The organism is Streptomyces odonnellii (assembly GCF_000981895.1).
GTDB lineage: Bacteria > Actinomycetota > Actinomycetes > Streptomycetales > Streptomycetaceae > Streptomyces > Streptomyces odonnellii.
On the sequence record NZ_LATD01000054.1, the window covers coordinates 19785 to 36194 of the forward strand.

The window sequence follows — 16410 nt, forward strand, 5'->3', positions numbered from 1 at the left end:
CCTCAGGTGGTGCGCAGACCAAGGGGTTGAACGTCCGGGACCGCCGCCGCGTGCCCGCGCGGGCATCACGTCGTGCTGCCGGGCACGGTTTCGTCCGCCCGTTCCGCCGGCCTTTCCGCCCCGGTCCGGGGCGCGGGCGGAGCGGACCGGCCGGGCACCTCGGGACCGCCCGTCCGGTACTGCTCCGAGTGCAGCGTGAACAACTTCCTGAACAGGCCGGGTCCTTGGTGCCCTTCCGCCATCAGCGCCGCGAAGTCGCCCGCCTCCACCAGCCGGCCCTGGTCCAGGACATGGATGACATCGGCCGACCGGACACTGTGCGGCCGGTGCGTGACCAGGATCACCGTCTGCCCGTCGCCCGCGAGATCGCGGATCTGCTGGAACGCGGCGATCTCGGCCGCCGGGTCCATGCTGCTGGTCGGCTCGTCACAGATCAGCAGGCCCGCCCCGCGGTAGTACGCGCGGACCAGGGCAAGCCGCTGCCACTGCCCGCCCGACAGGTCCACCCCGCCCTCGTACCCCTTCTCGCACAGGGTGTCCCAGCCACGCGGCAGCTCGCCGACCACCTGGTGCGCGCCCGCAGCTCCGCCGTCCTTCAAGCCGTTCAAGGTCCTCGATCTCGGACGGCCGGCTGATGGCGACATTGGCGCGGGCTGTGAACGGCCAGTGCTGGTAGTCCTGGAGCACCAGCGCCACCTGGTCGAAGACCTGATCGCGGTCCAGCTCGCGGACATCGGTCCCGTTCCAGCGGATCTGCCCCTGCGACGGCAGATACAGCCCGGCGAGCAGCTTGCTGAGCGTCGTCTTGCCACTGCCGTTGACCCCCACGAGGGCCACGATCCGGCCCCGGCGGATCGTCAGCGACACGGCGTCGAGCGCCGGAGTCTCCCGGCCGGGGTACGTGAACGACACCCGGTCGAATTCGATCAGCGCGGGCGGTCCGGGCACAGGCCTACCGCCCCTGGGGGGTGACCGCGGCGGTCACCCCGGACAGCGCCGAGGTCACCAGGTCCGTACCGGCCTCCCGGTGCGCCGGCTTCGTCTGCTCCTGCGCGGCCCCGACGCCCATCCGGTCGAACTGCTCCAGCAGAAACGGGCCCGCGCCGTGCACCCGTAGCTCCGGGCCCGCCTTGTGGGAGATCAGCAGCTGGCGCAACTCGCTCTGCTGCCGTACGTGTTCGATCCACACCTGGATCGACTCGTAGGTACGGCGGGCGGCCCTGACCGTGCCCCAGGCCTTCGGCAAGGCCTCCTGAGCTGGCGACAACGGTTGCGGGTGCTCGGACAACGGACCTGATCAAGGGCGTGTAACGGGCCATCGAGGACGAATCGTCGGACAGAGTTTCGAGTGGGCCCTGTCCCGTCCCGTTCGACCTTGCCTATTGGGCATGGCCGTGACCTGCGGAGAGGTAATTTGCCAGGCTGCGGAAGAGGTGATTAGTCCCAGGACATGTTGCTGGCGGGGGGTGTTCTGGCGGGAACTGTCCCATTCTTTGTTGTCTGACGACACCGTCCGTGGCCGATCTTCGCCAGCGTGGTCTGGCGAAGATCGGCCACGGACGGGTTGGTCACTGTGGCGCCGGGCCGGCTTCGGCGATCTGGGATGCCAGCCGCTGTATGGCGGATCGGATGCCCTGTCCGTAGCCGTCGTCATGGAGGGCGTCGACGTGCTGCTGTGCCTGGGACAGGTGGGTGCGGGCCTGTTCGTCGTCTCCGAGCTTGTGGAAGTCCGCCGCGAGGTTGAGGTGCAGAGAGGGATAGAACCCGCGGATCGCTAACGAGGAGTCGTGCTGCTTGGCCCGGTCGTCGGTCACCGAACCCGCGGCTTCCAGGGCTCGCAGGTCCCACGAGAGTTCGTCTTGCGGGTCTTCTTGCAGGTCGGCCATGTAATGGGCGAGGACACAGCGGTGGAAGGGGTCGCCGTCCGTGCCGATGTCCTCCCAGATCTCGGAGAAGCGGTGCCGGGCGCCGTCGGTATCGCCTGCCTGTTGCAGGCCCATGGCTTCCTCGATGCGTTTCATCGTCTTGTCTTCGGTCGTCACGTGTGCCTCCTGCCGCTGGTGAGTAGCGCGAGGAAGCGTAGGGGCAGCCACTGACATCGCCCTTCCCGCGCTGTGATGTCACAGGGCGGTGCCTTCTGCCACGGACATGCCCTGGGCCCGGACGAACTCGATGACCTTGAGCAGCAGGCGGCTTGTCTCGGGTGTTCTGTCCGGGCTCTCGTTGACGGTCGTGTGTGCGAGCTGCTTGATGACGTGGCGGTATGGCCATTCCGGCATCAGGTCCAAGTCGTGGAGGCGGTGGGCGAGGGCTGTGGCGGGGACACCCCAGGTGCCCTTGGCGGTCAGGAGCCGCTCGCTCGCCGCGTTGCGGAGCATCGCCGCGAGGATCCCGGTGCGGGGCATCAGGAAGGCTGAGGCGAACCTCGCTGCGGCGGCATGGGACTCCCGGCTTCCCGGTTGGCGGGGAGCAGGACGAGCTGTCCGAGTTCGTGTGCGAGGTCGAGCCGGGCCTGTTCGCGGGGCAGATCCGGCGGGAGGAAGACGAACGGTGTGCCGTGGTGGACGACCGAGAACGGGCCGGCGTCCGCGCAGTCCGCGGGCAGGGTGAAGACCCGCACTCCGTTGACTTCGAGTGCGTGCACCAGGTTGGCGATCGGGGCGTCACCGAGACGCCAGTGGGCGCGTGTGACCTCGGCGGCCTCTTCCGGGGCCATCCCGGGACAGGACGGGATGTTCGGCAGGGGCATGCGGAGCCGGGCCTCCAGCCAGGTGTTCAGCGCGGCGGTGAGGGTGGCGACGGCGACAGCACTGTTACGCTTGATCGCGCTGAGTTTCGAGCGTCGCCGGAAGCTCACGGCTTCGTGCGGCAGCTCGGCGGGCGGCGGGGCGCCGAGGAAGACGGGGGTGACGCCGAGCGCACCGGCGAGTGCCGCGAGCGACTTCTGGGACGGTGTCTTCCTGCGGTTCTCGAACGCGGTGAGGCTGGCGGTCGTCAGCTCGGCGGCGCGGGCGAGAGCGGCCAGCGTCATCCGTCGGCGGTGCCGGGCGAGGAGGAGCCGTTCGGGGGTGAACACGGGCGTCACGGTTCCTCCGCCAGGGGATCGGGAAGAGCACGGCGGCGGGCCTGGTGCTGGATCCAGCGGACGAGCGGGTCGTTGTCGACGCTCTCGTCGTATTGGTATCCGGGGACGGATCGCGCACGGACCTCGGCGATGAAGCGCCGCATGTCGGCCTCCTCGCCCGTGAAGGGCAGTTCCCGGAGGGTGGCGGAGGCCAGGAGCCCGGTGAGGGCGACGATCTCGGGATAGGCGCTGGCGATGATCCTCGGATCGTTGTCGTAGGCGGACCAGTCGGGGCCGCAGAGCGCCGCCATCCGGGTGCGCCAGCCCTCCTTGAAGGCGTCGTTCTCCCACCATCCCCAGCCCAGATCGGTGGCTTCACGCATCGCGAGGGTGACCGCCGCCCAGCCGTGACGGCGGACGAGGCGGTGATGGCGGTGCTGGGCGCGGACGACGTCCGGGACGGTGTGCAGGTCGAACTGTTCGTCGCGGTCGTCGGTCCAGCGCCGGTGACGCAGGCAGAGCTTGGTGCTGGAGGGGACCCAGTGCCATGCGGGGCCGAAGCTCTCGGTGACGCCCTTAGCCATCACGCAGTGTGTGCAGGCCGCCTGGAGCTTCCAGCCGTTGCTGGCCAGGCGGAGGCTGGCGGGTTCGAGACGCTCGGTGTATCATGCTGGCCGCAGATCGGGGATTGCCCGCAGGAGCCGTTCGCGGGGCTGTCCGGACAGGTCGCAGAGGGCATCCAGCAGTGCCGACGGTTCGGGCAGGATCCGGTCGGGTCGTTCATGTGCTCGTGCAGGAGCTTGTGCGGGATGCGGTTGGCCTTGGCGAGCCGCTTGAAGTACGAGTCCCAGGACTCCCGGTGCAGCGGCGCGACGGTGCAGGGAAGCGGCGGCAGCCGGCGCGGGGCCAGGACGTCGGTCATGCCGCGTCTCCCAGACCGTCGTCGGTTTCCCGGAGCGGGCGTGGATTGTCGGACTGGGTGTTGTGGTCGACCGAGATCGTGTGCAGCAGGCGGCGGGTGATCTGCTCGCTGCCATCGGCGATCGCACTGATCGCGGCGGCGCGGATCAGGTGGGACAGGCTGCTGATGCTGCCGCCGGTGCGGGTACTTCGCCTGCTGGGACAGTGTGCCGGGCTCGTGGTGGTGGAGGCGGAGGGCCTGCTCCATGGTCGCGATCATCGAGCGCCATTCGGTGCCGCAGGGGAAGTTCGCGGTGTGCTGCATGACACAGCGGGCGGCGATCTGCTTACCGCGGACCCCGGTGAACAGCCCCTCCCGCTCGACGTTAATGCCGGCATAGACGAAAGTCGCCGGGATGTGCTCGGCGAAGTACTTGAGATGGTCGGACATGTCCTTGCCGTTGGACGTGCCCATCTGGATGTTGTGGATCTTGTCGACCAGGACCAGGTCGCAGCGGGCGTCGATCAGGATCTCGCAGACCGCGTCGGCGATGTCCATCTCGTTGTGACGGCTCTCGAGTGGCAGCCCGAGGAAGTGCGCGAAGCGGGTGGCCAGCTTGCGCGGGGATCCGTTGGGCGGGGCGGAGACGTAGACGACCGGGATGCGGTCGTGGTCGGGATAGCGTTGGCGTACTCGCAGCTCGTGGACCCGGCCGAGCTGCTTGATGGCGGTGGACTTCCCCGTCGCCCAGGGGCCGGAGACGATCAAACCCCGGCGGGCGCTGATCTCCCGCCGGTTCACCAGCGTCAGCAGCCTGCCTTGGTGCAGGATTTCCCGGATGGTCGGGGTCTCCACGATGATCAGCTCGGAGTGGTAGTCGACGCGTGCCTCGTCGTACTCATCCCGCTCTGGTCCGGACAGGGACAGCCAGTCGGTCCCGGCCAGCAGCTCGAACTCCGGCGGGTCCTCGTTCACGAAGCAATGCCAGGTCGGCAGGGTCGTCGTCGGCATGCGCCGCTTGTCAGGCATGCCGAACTGCTCGGGAACTACCACCACTTCCTTGCCTCCTTGCGGGCGTCGAAGACACGCAGCGGCACGACGTCGGCAGCCGCCTCGCCGTCATCGGCCTCTTCCTCCGCCGCCCCGCTCTCGGGCCGAGAGGCCGGAAGAGGGCGGGGTAGGCCGCGGCCAGGACGGTTCCGCGGCGGCACGGGTGCGGGCAGCGGTCCGCGCGGAGCGACGGTTCCGGGACCGCTTGCGGGCCGGCGCCGTGTCTTTCCCGTCTGCCGGGCCGGCGCCCGCGCGTTGAAGCAGGTCGTCCGCCGCCTCGGCGATCGCCTCCTCGGTCACCGATTTGCCCCGTTGTTCACGCAAGTCCCGGGACACGTGATCCCAGGCCACCTCCCCGAACGGGACCGGCTGCGACGACAACAGCCGCCAGGGGACCGTGATCCAGCTGTCCTCGCGGTGATCGTGCAGCCAGACAAGGCGGATGTCGTAGGGGTCGTGGCGTACTTCCCAGCGGTCCTTGTGATCGGCCAGCCCGGACCTCTCCCTCCGCAGCGTGTCGAGTCCGTCGCAGTCGTAGATCCGGTTGCCGATCTTGAGCCCGTAGGAATTCACCGCCCTCCAGCGGGTCGGCAACAACCTCAGGTAGTCCTCGACCGACAGCGCCAGCGGCAGGTAGCCGGCCGTCTCCACGAGCGCGGCGTACTTCTCGTTCGGCGAGAACGCCCGGCCCGGAGCGAGCGGATCCCGCAGACCGTCGTGCGGCCGGTTCTGCCACTTGGCAGTGATCCACTCCTCCAGCAGTTCCTGCAACTGCGGCAGCGATTACAGCGGTTCGTCCTCGGTCCGGCGGCCGCGGTGCTCGGCAGAGCGGCCGGTATGGCCCGAGACGAACTGCGCGAACATCGTGGCCACGGAGCCCAGCGTGCGCTCGATGGAGGCTTGTGCGTCGGCGTCCTGGGCGGCGCATGGATCACCTCGGTCCCGAACGCGTCGCAGGCCATGTGGAAGTTCCTCGACAAGCACGCCTTGCCGCCGTCCACCACGATCGCTTCCGGGATGACCAGCGGGACCGAGGCCGCGTCCCGCAGCCGCTCATCCAAAGGCAGAAGCCGTGGTAGGGCAGCACCGACCGCTCCAGGCGAAGAGCCTCCGACCGGCCCGGAGGCATCGGAGCCGGAGTCACCGAACGGGCCAGCAGCAAAGCCGCGTCGACCGACTTCGTCGTCGGCCGCAGCACCGCCGCGGTGACACTGCGCGTGGCGACGTCGACCAGGCCGGTCGGCTCGACCCTCCCGACCACGCCCTTGTCCAGGCGCACCAGCACATCGAACGGGGTGGAGTCGATCTCCATCAGCTCGCCCGGCCGGCAGACCGTCGCCTGGCCGAAGACGCCCTCGGGCTGATTCGCCAGGGACCGGCGGGTCCGGGCAGACCCCGTGGTGTGCCGTCCGCGTTCCAGCCGCTGGAACAGCCGGTAGAACGCCGACCGCTTCGGCACCGCCTCCGGCCCGTACTTGTCCTTGACGACCTTGCTGACGCGCTGGAAGTAGTAGCTGACCGTCCGGGGCGAGTCGTCCGCGGCCTGGCTCATCAACTGCTGCAACTCATCCACGACTTCCGGCCGCAGCCGCCCGTGCACCGGCCGACGCGGCGCGTGCCGCCCATCGACCATCCCCACGATGCCCCGCACCTGATGACGGCGCCGCCGCCAGCGCACCGTATGCGCACTGACCGGCCGCCCCGTCTCCGCACTCAACTCGGCTGCCTTGGCCGCCTCACGCTCGGCCAGCGTCCGCGTGGCCGGGTCGTACTCCGGGCGCGGCAGGGCGCCCTGCGGGGCGTCCGGAGGCAGCCCCGTCCGCAACTCGACCATGTGCCGGTGCCACCACAACGCGTCCTCGGCCTGGTCCTGCGGGACGTGGCCCAGCAGCCCAGCAGGCATCAGCCTCCGGTTGCCGGAACCCAGCACTCGAAACCCGGCGACATCATCAGCGTCGGCAGATGCATCGCGCTGGTGCCGCCGGCCTCGTCGGCGAGCCGTACCAACATCCCCGACAGCCCCGCGACCGTCTGCACTTTGCCCTCGAACCGGACCCGGTCGCCCGGACGGACGACCAGCGGGTTGAGCATCACCACGTCCCGGCCTCCGCCTGCGACCGGCTGACCATGCAGTCCAGGCCCAGGACCCGCGACTCCAGATCGGTGCCCAACAGCCCCTGCCAGAGCAGGTGATAGAGCACCGGCAGCACCGCGATTCGGTCCCCGACCGCCTCCGCTCTGGCCAGCAGCGGCCCCGGCTCCGCGAACACCTCCAGCAACCGCTTGGCCGTCTCCTCGCGCCAGTTGCGTGGATGGCCGTAGCCCCGCAGCCAGCGCCGTGGCCAGCAGGACCGGGTCGATCGCCCCCACCCGCCGAAACGACCAACCGGTCAGGTCACAGACCCGCTCGGTCGCCGCGAACGCCGAGCATCGTCCGGCTCGATCTGGTCATCAGGGCGGACATCGACCACCACTCCGGTGCCGTCGGCAAGCCGGGCGAAGAAGTCGGGGACGTGCCCCAGGCGCCCACGGCGACCCGGCCAGAACAGCCGGTACGGCTGAGACACCAGTGCCGTCACCCGAGGATCGAAGTCCATCAGCATCGCGTGATCACGCTCCAGCCGGGACTCGCACGCAAGTGCCTTCCGCACGGTCGTCGACCAGTAGTCACGGGTCACCGACCGCTGCCCGTCGTACGTACGCACCTTCCGCACCGGCGGCAGTGACTCGAACCTCACTGTCCAGGCCGCCGACAGAGCCTCACGACGGCGCACACGCTCCCCATCGACGTACTCGACCTCGAAAACCCCGTGCCCGACGTCAGCGAACGCCTCGACAGCCACCCGGCCCCCTCCACAGAGCGAACGACACAAGCCCTGATCACGAGAGAGCCACACAGCCCGCCAGCCAGCAACGGATCAGCGAGCAAACCGCCCCCGAGAGCGAAAATCAGGCAGGACAAACCACGGCGAGCGACAAGACACCACGGGATACCGAGCCCCGGTGCACGCTGCGAGCAACAACATGCCCCGGGACGAACAGCGAACTGAACAACTTCACCCGGGACAGCGACAAGATGACGAGGGACAGGACAGGCCCGGTAGCCCGTACGGGTTCGTGCCGGTCGGGTCATCGTGTCGCGTTCGAATCACCCGGGAGAGGTGCGTTCACCTGATCGGGGGATTGTGTTGCGGATGCGAAGCCACGGCGCACCCCCGGTCGTCCGCGGACGGACGGCTCTCTACGATCTCGGTGTCACCGGCCAACATTGAGGAGCACCTGCCATGCCCACCGAACCCGCCTTCCAGAACGTCTCGTTCCCGAGCGCCGGGGCCACCGCGTACGGCTATCTCGCCGTGCCGCCCGCCGGGCACGGCCCCGGCCTGATCGTCATCCAGGAGTGGTGGGGGCTGACCGCCCACATCAAGGACGTCACCGACCGTTTCGCACAGGCGGGTTTTGTCGCGCTCGCCCCCGATCTGTACGGCGGCCGGGTCGCCCATGACAGTGCCGAGGCGGCGCGGATGATGGCGGATCTGCCCACCGAGAGGGGCGTCGACCTGCTCTCCGGCGCGGTCGGCTATCTGCTCTCGCGGCCCGAGACCGACGGCGATTCACTCGGGACGGTCGGCTTCTGCATGGGCGGCGGATTCGTGCTCGCCCTCGCCGCCAAGGACCAGCGGGTCGCCGCCGCCGTACCGTTCTACGGAGTCATCCGGGACGGCGCCCCCGACTTCTCCCGGCTCAGGGCGGAGATCCTCGGCCAGTACGGCGAGGAGGACCCCACCGTGCCGCCCCAGAGCCTCGACGACCTCAAGGCCAGGATCGTGGCCCAGTCGGGCATCGTCCCCGACTTCCGGCTGTACCCGGGGGCGGGCCACGCCTTCTTCAACGACGCCCGGCCCCAGGCCTACAACGCCGACGCGGCCAGGTCGGCCTGGGAGAGCACGCTCGCCTTCCTCCGTACGCACCTCGCGCCGTCGGCCTGACCTGCTGCCCCGTCCGCACGCGCCCGCCCGGGCTCAGGCCAGGGCCGTCCCCTGCCGGAGCAGCAGCGCCACATCGACCCCCGCGACGAGAATCGCCGCGAGAAAGGGGACCCTCGGCCGGTGACGGCCCATCAGCGACCCGCCGGCCGCCATGACCAGGGCCGCGCCCACGGCGACCGCGCTCAGCGGCCCCGGCCTGCCGAGCGCCAGCAGGACCGTGGCCGCCACCAGCGGGACCGGCAGCAGCAGCCGCACCACGGACGGCCCCAGCCGCTGCGGCCAGCCCCGCACCCCCAGCGCCAGATCGGAGCCGATGTCGGGCAGCACATTTCCGAGATGCGCCCCGACCCCCAGCAGCGCGGCGGCGGTGACGACCCACCAGACGGGCCGGGGCTGCCCGGGCAGACCGAGCGTCACAAACGCGGGCAGCGAGGCGAACCCCACCGCGTACGGCAGCCAGGACAGGACGGTGGACTTGAGCCGGAGGTTGTACGACCAGGCCGCCGCGACCCCGGCGAGATGCACCGTACCGGCGAGCCGCCCGTACGCGAGGGACAGCGGTACGCACAGCGCCAGCGCGACCAGCGCGGCCGTGCGTACGGCCCGCGCGCTCACGGCGCCGCCCACCACGGGCTTGGCGCTCCGGCCCGCCGCGGTGTCGCGGGCCGCGTCGACCGCGTCATTGCTCCAGCCCACCGACAACTGCCCCGCCAGCACGGCGGCAGCCACCAGCGCGCATCCGGCGGCGTCCTGCCCGGCGGCCACCGCGAGCCCGGTGATCAGCAGGGTCACGGCGGCGGTGGGACCGGGGTGGCACGCCCCGAGCAGGGCGGCCGTCCAGCGCGGCCACCGTACCGGCGCGGCGTCGGCGCGCGACCGCCCGCCGGGAAGGTCCACTTCCTCGGCCGTGTCCACCCCGTCGATGCCGTCCACGCGCCCATCGTAGGCAGCACGCGGCAGGCGGCGCTCCGCGCGTCGTCGTCGGCACCGCCGTGATCGCGCGGCCGTACAGGCGACTTCGTGTGTGACACGCCGTCGCCGGGGCAGGGATTGCACGTCAGTCACCATCCTCGACCCCGGACCGCAGATGACATACATCGCAGCCGTCCATGGAGCCCTGGCTCCGCATCAGTATGCCCAGCAGGACCTTACGGACATGGTGGCCGAGGTGTGTCTGCCCGAGGACGCCGACCGCAGGGTGCTGGACAGGCTGCACCGTGCCGCGCGCGTGTCCACCCGTCACACCGCCCTGCCGCTCGACCGGTACGCCGGGCTCAAGAACTTCGGCGAGGTCAACGACGCGTTCATCGCGGCGGCCGTACCGCTGGGCGCCGAGGCGGTCGAAGGGGCGCTGGACGCGGCGGGTCTCTCCCCGCGCGATGTCGATCTGCTGATGTTCACCTCGGTGACGGGCATCGCCGCGCCCTCGGTGGACGCGCGTCTGGTGGGACGGCTCGGTCTGCGGCCCGATGTCAGACGGGTGCCGGTCTTCGGACTGGGCTGTGTCGCGGGAGCGGCGGGCATCGCGCGGCTGCACGACTATCTGCTCGGGCGGCCCGACGACGTGGCGGTCCTGCTCTCGGTCGAGCTGTGCTCGCTCACCTTCCAGCGAAACGATCCGTCGCCCGCCAATCTCGTGGCGTCCGGGCTCTTCGGGGACGGCGCGGCGGCCGTCGTCGCCTGTGGCGCCCGGCGCCGGGCCACCGGGCCCGCCGTCATCGACACCCGCAGCCGGATCTATCCGGACACCGAGGAGGTGATGGGATGGGACATCTCGGCCTCCGGTTTCCGGATCGTCCTGGACGCGAGCGTTCCCGACCTCGTACGCAAGAACCTCCCGGAGGAGGTCGACGGATTCCTCGCCGGACACGGTCTGAAGCGCGAGGACATCACCGCGTGGGTGTGCCATCCCGGCGGGCCCAGGGTGCTGGAAGCGGTCGAGGAGGCGCTCGAACTGCCGGCCGGGGCACTGGACATGACCTGGCGTTCACTGGCGGCGGTGGGCAATCTGTCCTCGTCCTCCGTGCTGCATGTGCTGCGCGACACCCTCGCGGAACGGCCACCGCCGGGCGGGACCGCCGGACTGATGCTCGCCATGGGACCGGGATTCTGCTCCGAACTGGTCCTGCTCCGGTGGTAGGACCGACCGCACCGGAGGCGGACCGGGTTGGTGGAGAGGGACGGAAAGAGACATGATCTGGTACGGCGTGCTGGTGCTGGCCGTCGGCGCGGAGCGGGTCGCCGAACTCGTCGTCGCCCGCCGCCACACCCGCTGGAGCCTGGAGCGCGGCGCGGTCGAGCGGGGGAGCGGGCACTATCCGCCGATGGTCGTGCTGCACACGGCGCTGCTGCTCGGCTGCCTGGCCGAAGTATGGCTGGGCGAGCGCCCGTTCACCCCGGCGCTCGGCTGGACCATGGTCGCCGTGGTGGTGGCCGCGCAGGCGCTGCGCTGGTGGTGCATCCGTACGCTGGGGCCGCGCTGGAACACCCGGGTGCTGGTCGTGCCCGGGCTGCCGCTGGTCACGGGCGGCCCGTACCGGCTGCTGCGGCACCCCAACTATGTGGCGGTGGTGGCCGAGGGCCTGGCGCTGCCCCTGGTGCACGGCGCCTGGCTCACTGCGCTGCTGTTCACCGTGCTCAACGCCGTCCTGCTGACCGTCCGGATACGGTGCGAGAACCGCGCCCTGGAGGCAGCGGCCGCCGGTGCGCTGCCGTGATCGACGTACTGGTGGTGGGCGGCGGACCCGCCGGACTCGCCACGGCCGTTCACGCCGCGCTGGCCGGCCTTGAGGCGGTGGTGATCGAACCGCGCGCCACCCCCGTCGACAAGGCCTGCGGCGAAGGTGTGATGCCCAGCGGCGTACGCGCGCTCACCGCCCTCGGTCTCGACCTCCCGCGCGGGCATCCGCTGCGCGGTATCCGGTACGTACGCGGAAACCACCGGGCCGAGGCGCCGTTCGACCACGGAACCGGGCTGGGGGTACGGCGCACGGACCTGCACGCGGCGCTGGCGCGGCGGGCGGAGGAGACCGGGGTACGGATGCTGACCGGCCGTGTCGGCGACGTCGTCCAGAGCGCGGACTCGGTAACCGCCGGCGGGCTGCGGGCACGCTGGCTGGTGGCCGCGGACGGGCTGCACTCGCCCGTACGGCGCGGTCTCGGCCTGGGCCTGCCCGACCGCGGACCCCGGCGCTACGGCCAGCGGCGTCACTACCGTATGAAGCCCTGGACGGACTTCGTCGAGGTGCACTGGTCGTCGGCGGGGGAGGCGTATGTGACACCGGTGGCCGGCGACCTGGTCGGGGTGGCCGTGCTCAGCCCGGTGAGACGCGGCTACGACGCCCATCTCGAAGGCTTCCCCGGACTGCTGTCCCTGCTGGACGGCGAGCCCGCGAACGCCGTACGCGGAGCGGGCCCCCTGCGCCAGCGGGTACGCGGCAGGACCGCGGGCCGGGTGCTGCTGGTGGGCGACGCGGCGGGCTATGTCGACGCGCTCACCGGCGAGGGCATCGCGCTCGCCCTGGCATCGGCCGAGGCCGCCGTACGGTGTCTGCGGGCGGGACGGCCGCAGGAGTACGAGGGCGCCTGGCGCAGACTCTCCAGGCGGCACCGGCTGCTGACCGAGGGGCTGCTCCGGGTCAGCGGCCACGCGGCCGGGGCCCGGCTGATCGTACCGGCGGCGGCCCGGATGCCGTCGCTGTTCGCGGCGGCGGTACGCGCCCTGCAGTGACGGCGCCGCCACAGGGCCGGGGCCGGCCGGCTCAGGGAGACAGGCCGTTCGCCGGGTCCGGCGGGGTCATCGCCCGTACCGAATGCGGCAGCACATGTGCGATGTAGTCCTCGATGGTCGCCTCCAGGCCCACGTCGCGCCCCGCGCGCTCCGACAGATACCAGCGGTGCTCCAGCACCTCGTGGTAGATCTGCGCCGCGTCCATCTCACCGCGCAGCTCCAGCGGTACGGCCCGTACCGTCGGCCGGAAGACATCGCGGACCCAGCGGTGCGCCAGCACCTCGGGGCGGGCGCCCAGCGGATCGCCCGGCGCGTAGTCGTCCTCGCCGGCCATCCAGCTCTCCAGATCGTTGAGCAGGCGCCGCGCCTGGTTCTCCTCGGCGTCCAGACCGGTCAGCCGCAGCAACTGCCGCTGATGGTGGCCGGCGTCCACCACCTTGGGCAGAAACGTCACCGTGTCGCCCATCGGGGAGCGCTCGATCTGCATCTCCGCCACATCGAAGCCCAGATCGTTGAGGCGCCGGATCCTGCGGTCGATGTAGTGCCGCTTGTCCACCGGATACACCGACTCGCGCGTCACCTCGTGCCACAGGTCCTCGTACCGCCGGACGATCGCCGCGCCGAACGGCACCGGGTCCACCGACGGATGGAGCGCGCCCGAGGCCTCCAGGTCCATCAGCTCCCCGGCGATGTTCACCCGGGCCAGCTCGATGTCGTACTCCCGCTGGCCCCGGCTCAGGTTCGGCTGGATCTGCCCGGTCTCGGCGTCCACCAGATACGCGGCGTACGCCCCGGCGTCCCGGCGGAAGAGGGCGTTGGACAGTGAGCAGTCGCCCCACGCGAACCCGGCGAGATGCAGCCGTACGAGCAGCACCGCCAGCGCGTCCATGAGCCGCTTGACGGTCGAGGGCCGCATCGTCGACTCGAACATCGAACGGTAGGGGAGCGACCCCTTGAGATGGCGGGTGATCAACGCGGGCTCCAGCGGCTCGCCGTCCGCGTCCACCCGTCCCGTCACCACCGCCAGCGCGTCCACGGCGGGAATGCCGAGCCGGTGCAGATCGCGCAGCAGCCCGAACTCCCTGACCGCGCCCCGCTCGGATATCTCCTTGACCGCCACCACCTCGGGTCCGGCGGACGCGAAGCGCACCACATGGCGGGAGATACCACGGGGGAGCGCCACGAGGCAGTCGTCGGGCCACTGGTCGAGAGGTGTGTTCCACGGCAGATCGAGGAGCACGGCCGGCTGCTCGGGATTGGTCGCGCTGATCTGGAGCGCCATCGTGCCTCCTACGACGGTCGTCGGGCGGGCACCGGATCCGGAACCGCCCACCACAGTGTGCCGGTACGCGTACGGGCCCCTGGACGGGGCCCGGTGGGTGGCTGGGGTGTACACGCGTTTAACCTGAGGGGGGTGAACAGTTGTGCACCCCCGCACTCCTCGTGACTCCTCTTGATCCCTCACCCTCGATTCCTCACCCGTACGGAGAGAGATGACCGAAGCGCGAGAAGCGATATCCGGGCCCGGCGCCCCGCACCACCCCCGGTTCCTCGTCGCCGTCCTGGCGTTCTGCGGGGTGGTGGTGGCGGTGATGCAGACGCTGGTCGTACCGCTCCTGCCGCACATCCCCGCCCTCACCGGAGCCACCCCGACCGCCGCGAGCTGGCTGGTCACCGTCACCCTGCTCACCGGTGCCATCTGCACCCCCGTACTCGGGCGTGTCGGCGACATGTACGGCAAGCGCAGGGTGCTCCTCGCGTCCCTCGGCGTGCTGGTCGCCGGGTCCGTGCTGTGCGCGGCCAGCTCGCAGATAGGAGTGCTGATCGCCGGGCGGGCGCTCCAGGGCGCCGCGCTGGCCGTCGTGCCGCTGGGCATCAGCATCATGCGCGACGAACTGGCGCTCGAGCGGGTGCTGCCCTCGGTCGCGCTGATGAGTTCGACCCTGGGCATCGGCGCGGCCGTCGGACTGCCGGTCGCCGCGCTCGTCGTGGAGCACTCCGACTGGCACACCATGTTCTGGGCCTCGGCCGGGCTCGGAGTGCTCGACATCGCACTGGTGCTGCTGTGCGTACCGGAGTCGCCGCTGCGCACCCGGGGCCGCTTCGACACCCTGGGCGTTCTCGGGCTCTCCGTGGCGCTGGTCTGTCTGCTGCTGGCGGTCACCCAGGGCGGCGGATGGGGCTGGACATCCGCCCGTACCCTCGGACTGCTCGCGCTGTCGCTGGTGACCGCAGTGCTCTGGGGCTGGTACGAGCTGCGCTTCACCACCCCCATGGTCGACCTGCGGGTCTCGGCGCGGCCCGCGGTGCTGCTGACCAATGTGGCCGCGCTGCTCATCGGCTTCGCCTTCTACGCCAACTCCCTGGCCACCGCGCAGATGGTGCAGGAACCGACGAGCACGGGTTACGGACTGGGCGCGTCCATCGTGGTGAGCGGGCTCTGTCTGCTGCCCGGCGGGCTGACGATGGTCGCGCTGTCCCCGGTGTCGGCCCGGATCTCCGCCGCGTACGGCCCGAGGACCACGCTGGCGCTCGCCTCGGCCGTGATGGTGGCCGGCTATGTGGTCCGTTTCTTCACAAGTCACCAGCTCTGGACGATCGTCCTCGGCGCGACAGTCGTCGCCGCGGGCACCGCCATCGCCTACTCGGCGCTGCCCGCGCTGGTGATGCGCGCCGTGCCGGTGAGCGAGACCGGTGCGGCCAACGGCCTCAACACCCTGATGCGGTCGGTGGGTCAGGCGTTCTGCAGCGCCGCCGTCGCCGCCGTACTCACCCGTGTCACCTTCGAGGCCGGCGGGCGCACGGCGCCCACCCTCCACGCGTATCTGCTGGTCTTCCTGATCGCGGGCGGCGCGGCACTGCTCGCACTGGCCGTCACGCTGTGTCTGCCGGCGCAGCGGATCACCGTCCCGGGTACCGTCGGGCGGGACGACCGGACGGCGTCGCTCGCCCAGGAGGGCACATGAACGGGCAGGCAGCGGGCGGGACCGCCGACGACGGCGGCTCACCGAGCGGATCTTCCACGGGCGCGGCACCGGAGGCGGCGGGGGGCCCGGAGGCGGGCACCGGACCCGAGGCGGGCACCGGGCCTGAGGTCGGCAGCGGACCCGGGACCGGCAGCGGACCCGAGGCCGGCACCGGGCGCGCCGCGATTCTGCGGGCCGCCCGGCGCGCCTTCGCCTTCCGTCCGTACGCCGAGGTGACCCTGCGCGGGATCGCCGCCGAGGCCGGGGTGAGCGCCTCGCTCATCGTCAAGCATTTCAGCACCAAGGAACGGCTGTTCAACACCGTCGCCGACTTCGGGCCCGCGGCCGACCTGCTGTTCGCGGCGCCGCCGGACTCGCTCGGCCGCCATCTCGTGCTGACCGTGGTCCGCAGCCGTCGCGAGCAGCAGGCGGACCCACTGCTCCGCGTCGTCTTCGCCCTCGGCAACGACGACGAGCGCGTCCTGCTGCGCGAACGCTTCGGCGAGCAGATCACCCGGCGGCTGGCGGCTCTGCTGCCCGGCCGCGAACGGGCCCTGCGCGCCGAGCTGGTCGTCGGTCAGCTTCTCGGTCTCGGCGCCACGCTCAGCCTGCACCGCGAGGGCGCCAACGCACGGGCCACACCGGAGCAACTGGCCGCGCTGTACGGCCCGTCGCTCCAGCGACTGATCAACGGCTCCACTGACTGATCG

General features: G+C 71.0%; 20 protein-coding genes and 1 pseudogene. 6 read left to right on the plus strand and 15 right to left on the minus strand.

Features of this window, described 5'->3' with window-relative positions; genetic code table 11:
- Positions 1-65 precede the first annotated feature (65 nt).
- The 13 genes and pseudogenes from WH07_RS36110 to WH07_RS40945 form a co-directional block, all read right to left on the minus strand.
- On the minus strand, positions 66-599 hold the full coding sequence (locus tag WH07_RS36110; RefSeq protein ID WP_052744279.1) for an ATP-binding cassette domain-containing protein: 534 nt from the start codon (positions 597-599) through the stop codon (positions 66-68).
- A 43-nt stretch (positions 600-642) separates the two neighbouring features.
- Positions 643-948: pseudogene (locus WH07_RS42105) on the minus strand (ATP-binding cassette domain-containing protein); the annotation flags it as partial.
- Between the two features lie 4 nt (positions 949-952).
- Positions 953-1246, minus strand: a complete 294-nt coding sequence (locus tag WH07_RS36115; RefSeq protein ID WP_052744280.1) for a hypothetical protein — start codon at positions 1244-1246, stop codon at positions 953-955.
- A gap of 322 nt (positions 1247-1568) precedes the next feature.
- Complete coding sequence (locus tag WH07_RS07160) at positions 1569-2042, minus strand: hypothetical protein (RefSeq protein ID WP_046496680.1); 474 nt, start codon at positions 2040-2042, stop codon at positions 1569-1571.
- 78 nt (positions 2043-2120) lie between these two features.
- Positions 2121-2405, minus strand: coding sequence for an ImmA/IrrE family metallo-endopeptidase (locus WH07_RS36120; protein WP_052744281.1), 285 nt, complete (start codon positions 2403-2405; stop codon positions 2121-2123).
- On the minus strand, positions 2405-3085 hold the full coding sequence (locus WH07_RS07165; RefSeq protein ID WP_198533741.1) for a helix-turn-helix domain-containing protein: 681 nt from the start codon (positions 3083-3085) through the stop codon (positions 2405-2407). Before WH07_RS07165 ends, WH07_RS36120 begins: the two co-directional genes overlap by 1 nt.
- A complete protein-coding gene (locus tag WH07_RS40270; protein WP_046496681.1) occupies positions 3082-3648 on the minus strand; it encodes a hypothetical protein in 567 nt (188 codons plus the stop codon). The genes WH07_RS07165 and WH07_RS40270 overlap by 4 nt, the downstream gene beginning before the upstream one ends.
- Positions 3648-5021, minus strand: a complete 1374-nt coding sequence (locus WH07_RS07175) for a TniB family NTP-binding protein (RefSeq protein ID WP_232788752.1) — start codon at positions 5019-5021, stop codon at positions 3648-3650. Before WH07_RS07175 ends, WH07_RS40270 begins: the two co-directional genes overlap by 1 nt.
- A gap of 63 nt (positions 5022-5084) precedes the next feature.
- Positions 5085-5786 carry a Mu transposase C-terminal domain-containing protein gene (locus WH07_RS40930; protein WP_232788753.1) on the minus strand — a complete coding sequence of 234 codons (702 nt, stop codon included), beginning with the start codon at positions 5784-5786 and terminating at the stop codon, positions 5085-5087.
- 160 nt (positions 5787-5946) lie between these two features.
- Positions 5947-6918, minus strand: a complete 972-nt coding sequence (locus WH07_RS40935) for a hypothetical protein (protein WP_232788754.1) — start codon at positions 6916-6918, stop codon at positions 5947-5949.
- Positions 6918-7112, minus strand: coding sequence for a hypothetical protein (locus tag WH07_RS40275; protein ID WP_046496683.1), 195 nt, complete (start codon positions 7110-7112; stop codon positions 6918-6920). The genes WH07_RS40935 and WH07_RS40275 overlap by 1 nt, the downstream gene beginning before the upstream one ends.
- A complete protein-coding gene (locus WH07_RS40940) occupies positions 7106-7294 on the minus strand; it encodes a hypothetical protein (RefSeq protein ID WP_232788755.1) in 189 nt (62 codons plus the stop codon). Before WH07_RS40940 ends, WH07_RS40275 begins: the two co-directional genes overlap by 7 nt.
- Positions 7295-7405: 111 nt before the next feature.
- Positions 7406-7858, minus strand: coding sequence for a TnsA-like heteromeric transposase endonuclease subunit (locus tag WH07_RS40945; protein WP_046496688.1), 453 nt, complete (start codon positions 7856-7858; stop codon positions 7406-7408).
- A 441-nt stretch (positions 7859-8299) separates the two neighbouring features.
- On the opposite strand from WH07_RS40945, the gene WH07_RS07200 reads away from it, so the two are divergent.
- Positions 8300-9004 (plus strand): dienelactone hydrolase family protein, encoded by a 705-nt coding sequence (locus WH07_RS07200; protein ID WP_046496690.1) that lies wholly within the window; start codon positions 8300-8302, stop codon positions 9002-9004.
- A 33-nt stretch (positions 9005-9037) separates the two neighbouring features.
- Here the strand turns inward: WH07_RS07200 and WH07_RS07205 are convergent, their stop codons facing one another.
- Complete coding sequence (locus WH07_RS07205) at positions 9038-9928, minus strand: UbiA family prenyltransferase (RefSeq protein WP_408645813.1); 891 nt, start codon at positions 9926-9928, stop codon at positions 9038-9040.
- A gap of 163 nt (positions 9929-10091) precedes the next feature.
- Between WH07_RS07205 and WH07_RS07210 the strand changes: the two genes are divergently transcribed.
- The 3 genes from WH07_RS07210 to WH07_RS07220 are packed head-to-tail and all read left to right on the plus strand — an operon-like array spanning position 10092 to position 12734.
- A complete protein-coding gene (locus tag WH07_RS07210; RefSeq protein WP_046496692.1) occupies positions 10092-11144 on the plus strand; it encodes a type III polyketide synthase in 1053 nt (350 codons plus the stop codon).
- A gap of 52 nt (positions 11145-11196) precedes the next feature.
- The gene (locus tag WH07_RS07215) at positions 11197-11721 is read left to right on the plus strand and encodes an isoprenylcysteine carboxyl methyltransferase family protein (protein WP_046496695.1); all 525 of its coding nucleotides are present in this window, start codon (positions 11197-11199) and stop codon (positions 11719-11721) included.
- Entirely contained in the window at positions 11718-12734 is a 1017-nt protein-coding gene (locus tag WH07_RS07220; protein WP_046496696.1) for an NAD(P)/FAD-dependent oxidoreductase, read from the plus strand. Before WH07_RS07215 ends, WH07_RS07220 begins: the two co-directional genes overlap by 4 nt.
- A 31-nt stretch (positions 12735-12765) precedes the next feature.
- On the opposite strand, the gene WH07_RS07225 is transcribed toward WH07_RS07220, so the two are convergent.
- Positions 12766-14016, minus strand: coding sequence for a DUF4032 domain-containing protein (locus WH07_RS07225; protein WP_046496699.1), 1251 nt, complete (start codon positions 14014-14016; stop codon positions 12766-12768).
- Between the two features lie 211 nt (positions 14017-14227).
- Here WH07_RS07225 and WH07_RS07230 point away from each other — a divergent pair, with 211 nt between their 5' ends.
- Positions 14228-15700, plus strand: a complete 1473-nt coding sequence (locus WH07_RS07230) for an MFS transporter (protein ID WP_046496701.1) — start codon at positions 14228-14230, stop codon at positions 15698-15700.
- Complete coding sequence (locus WH07_RS07235) at positions 15697-16407, plus strand: TetR/AcrR family transcriptional regulator (protein ID WP_079023018.1); 711 nt, start codon at positions 15697-15699, stop codon at positions 16405-16407. The genes WH07_RS07230 and WH07_RS07235 overlap by 4 nt, the downstream gene beginning before the upstream one ends.
- Positions 16408-16410 lie beyond the last annotated feature (3 nt).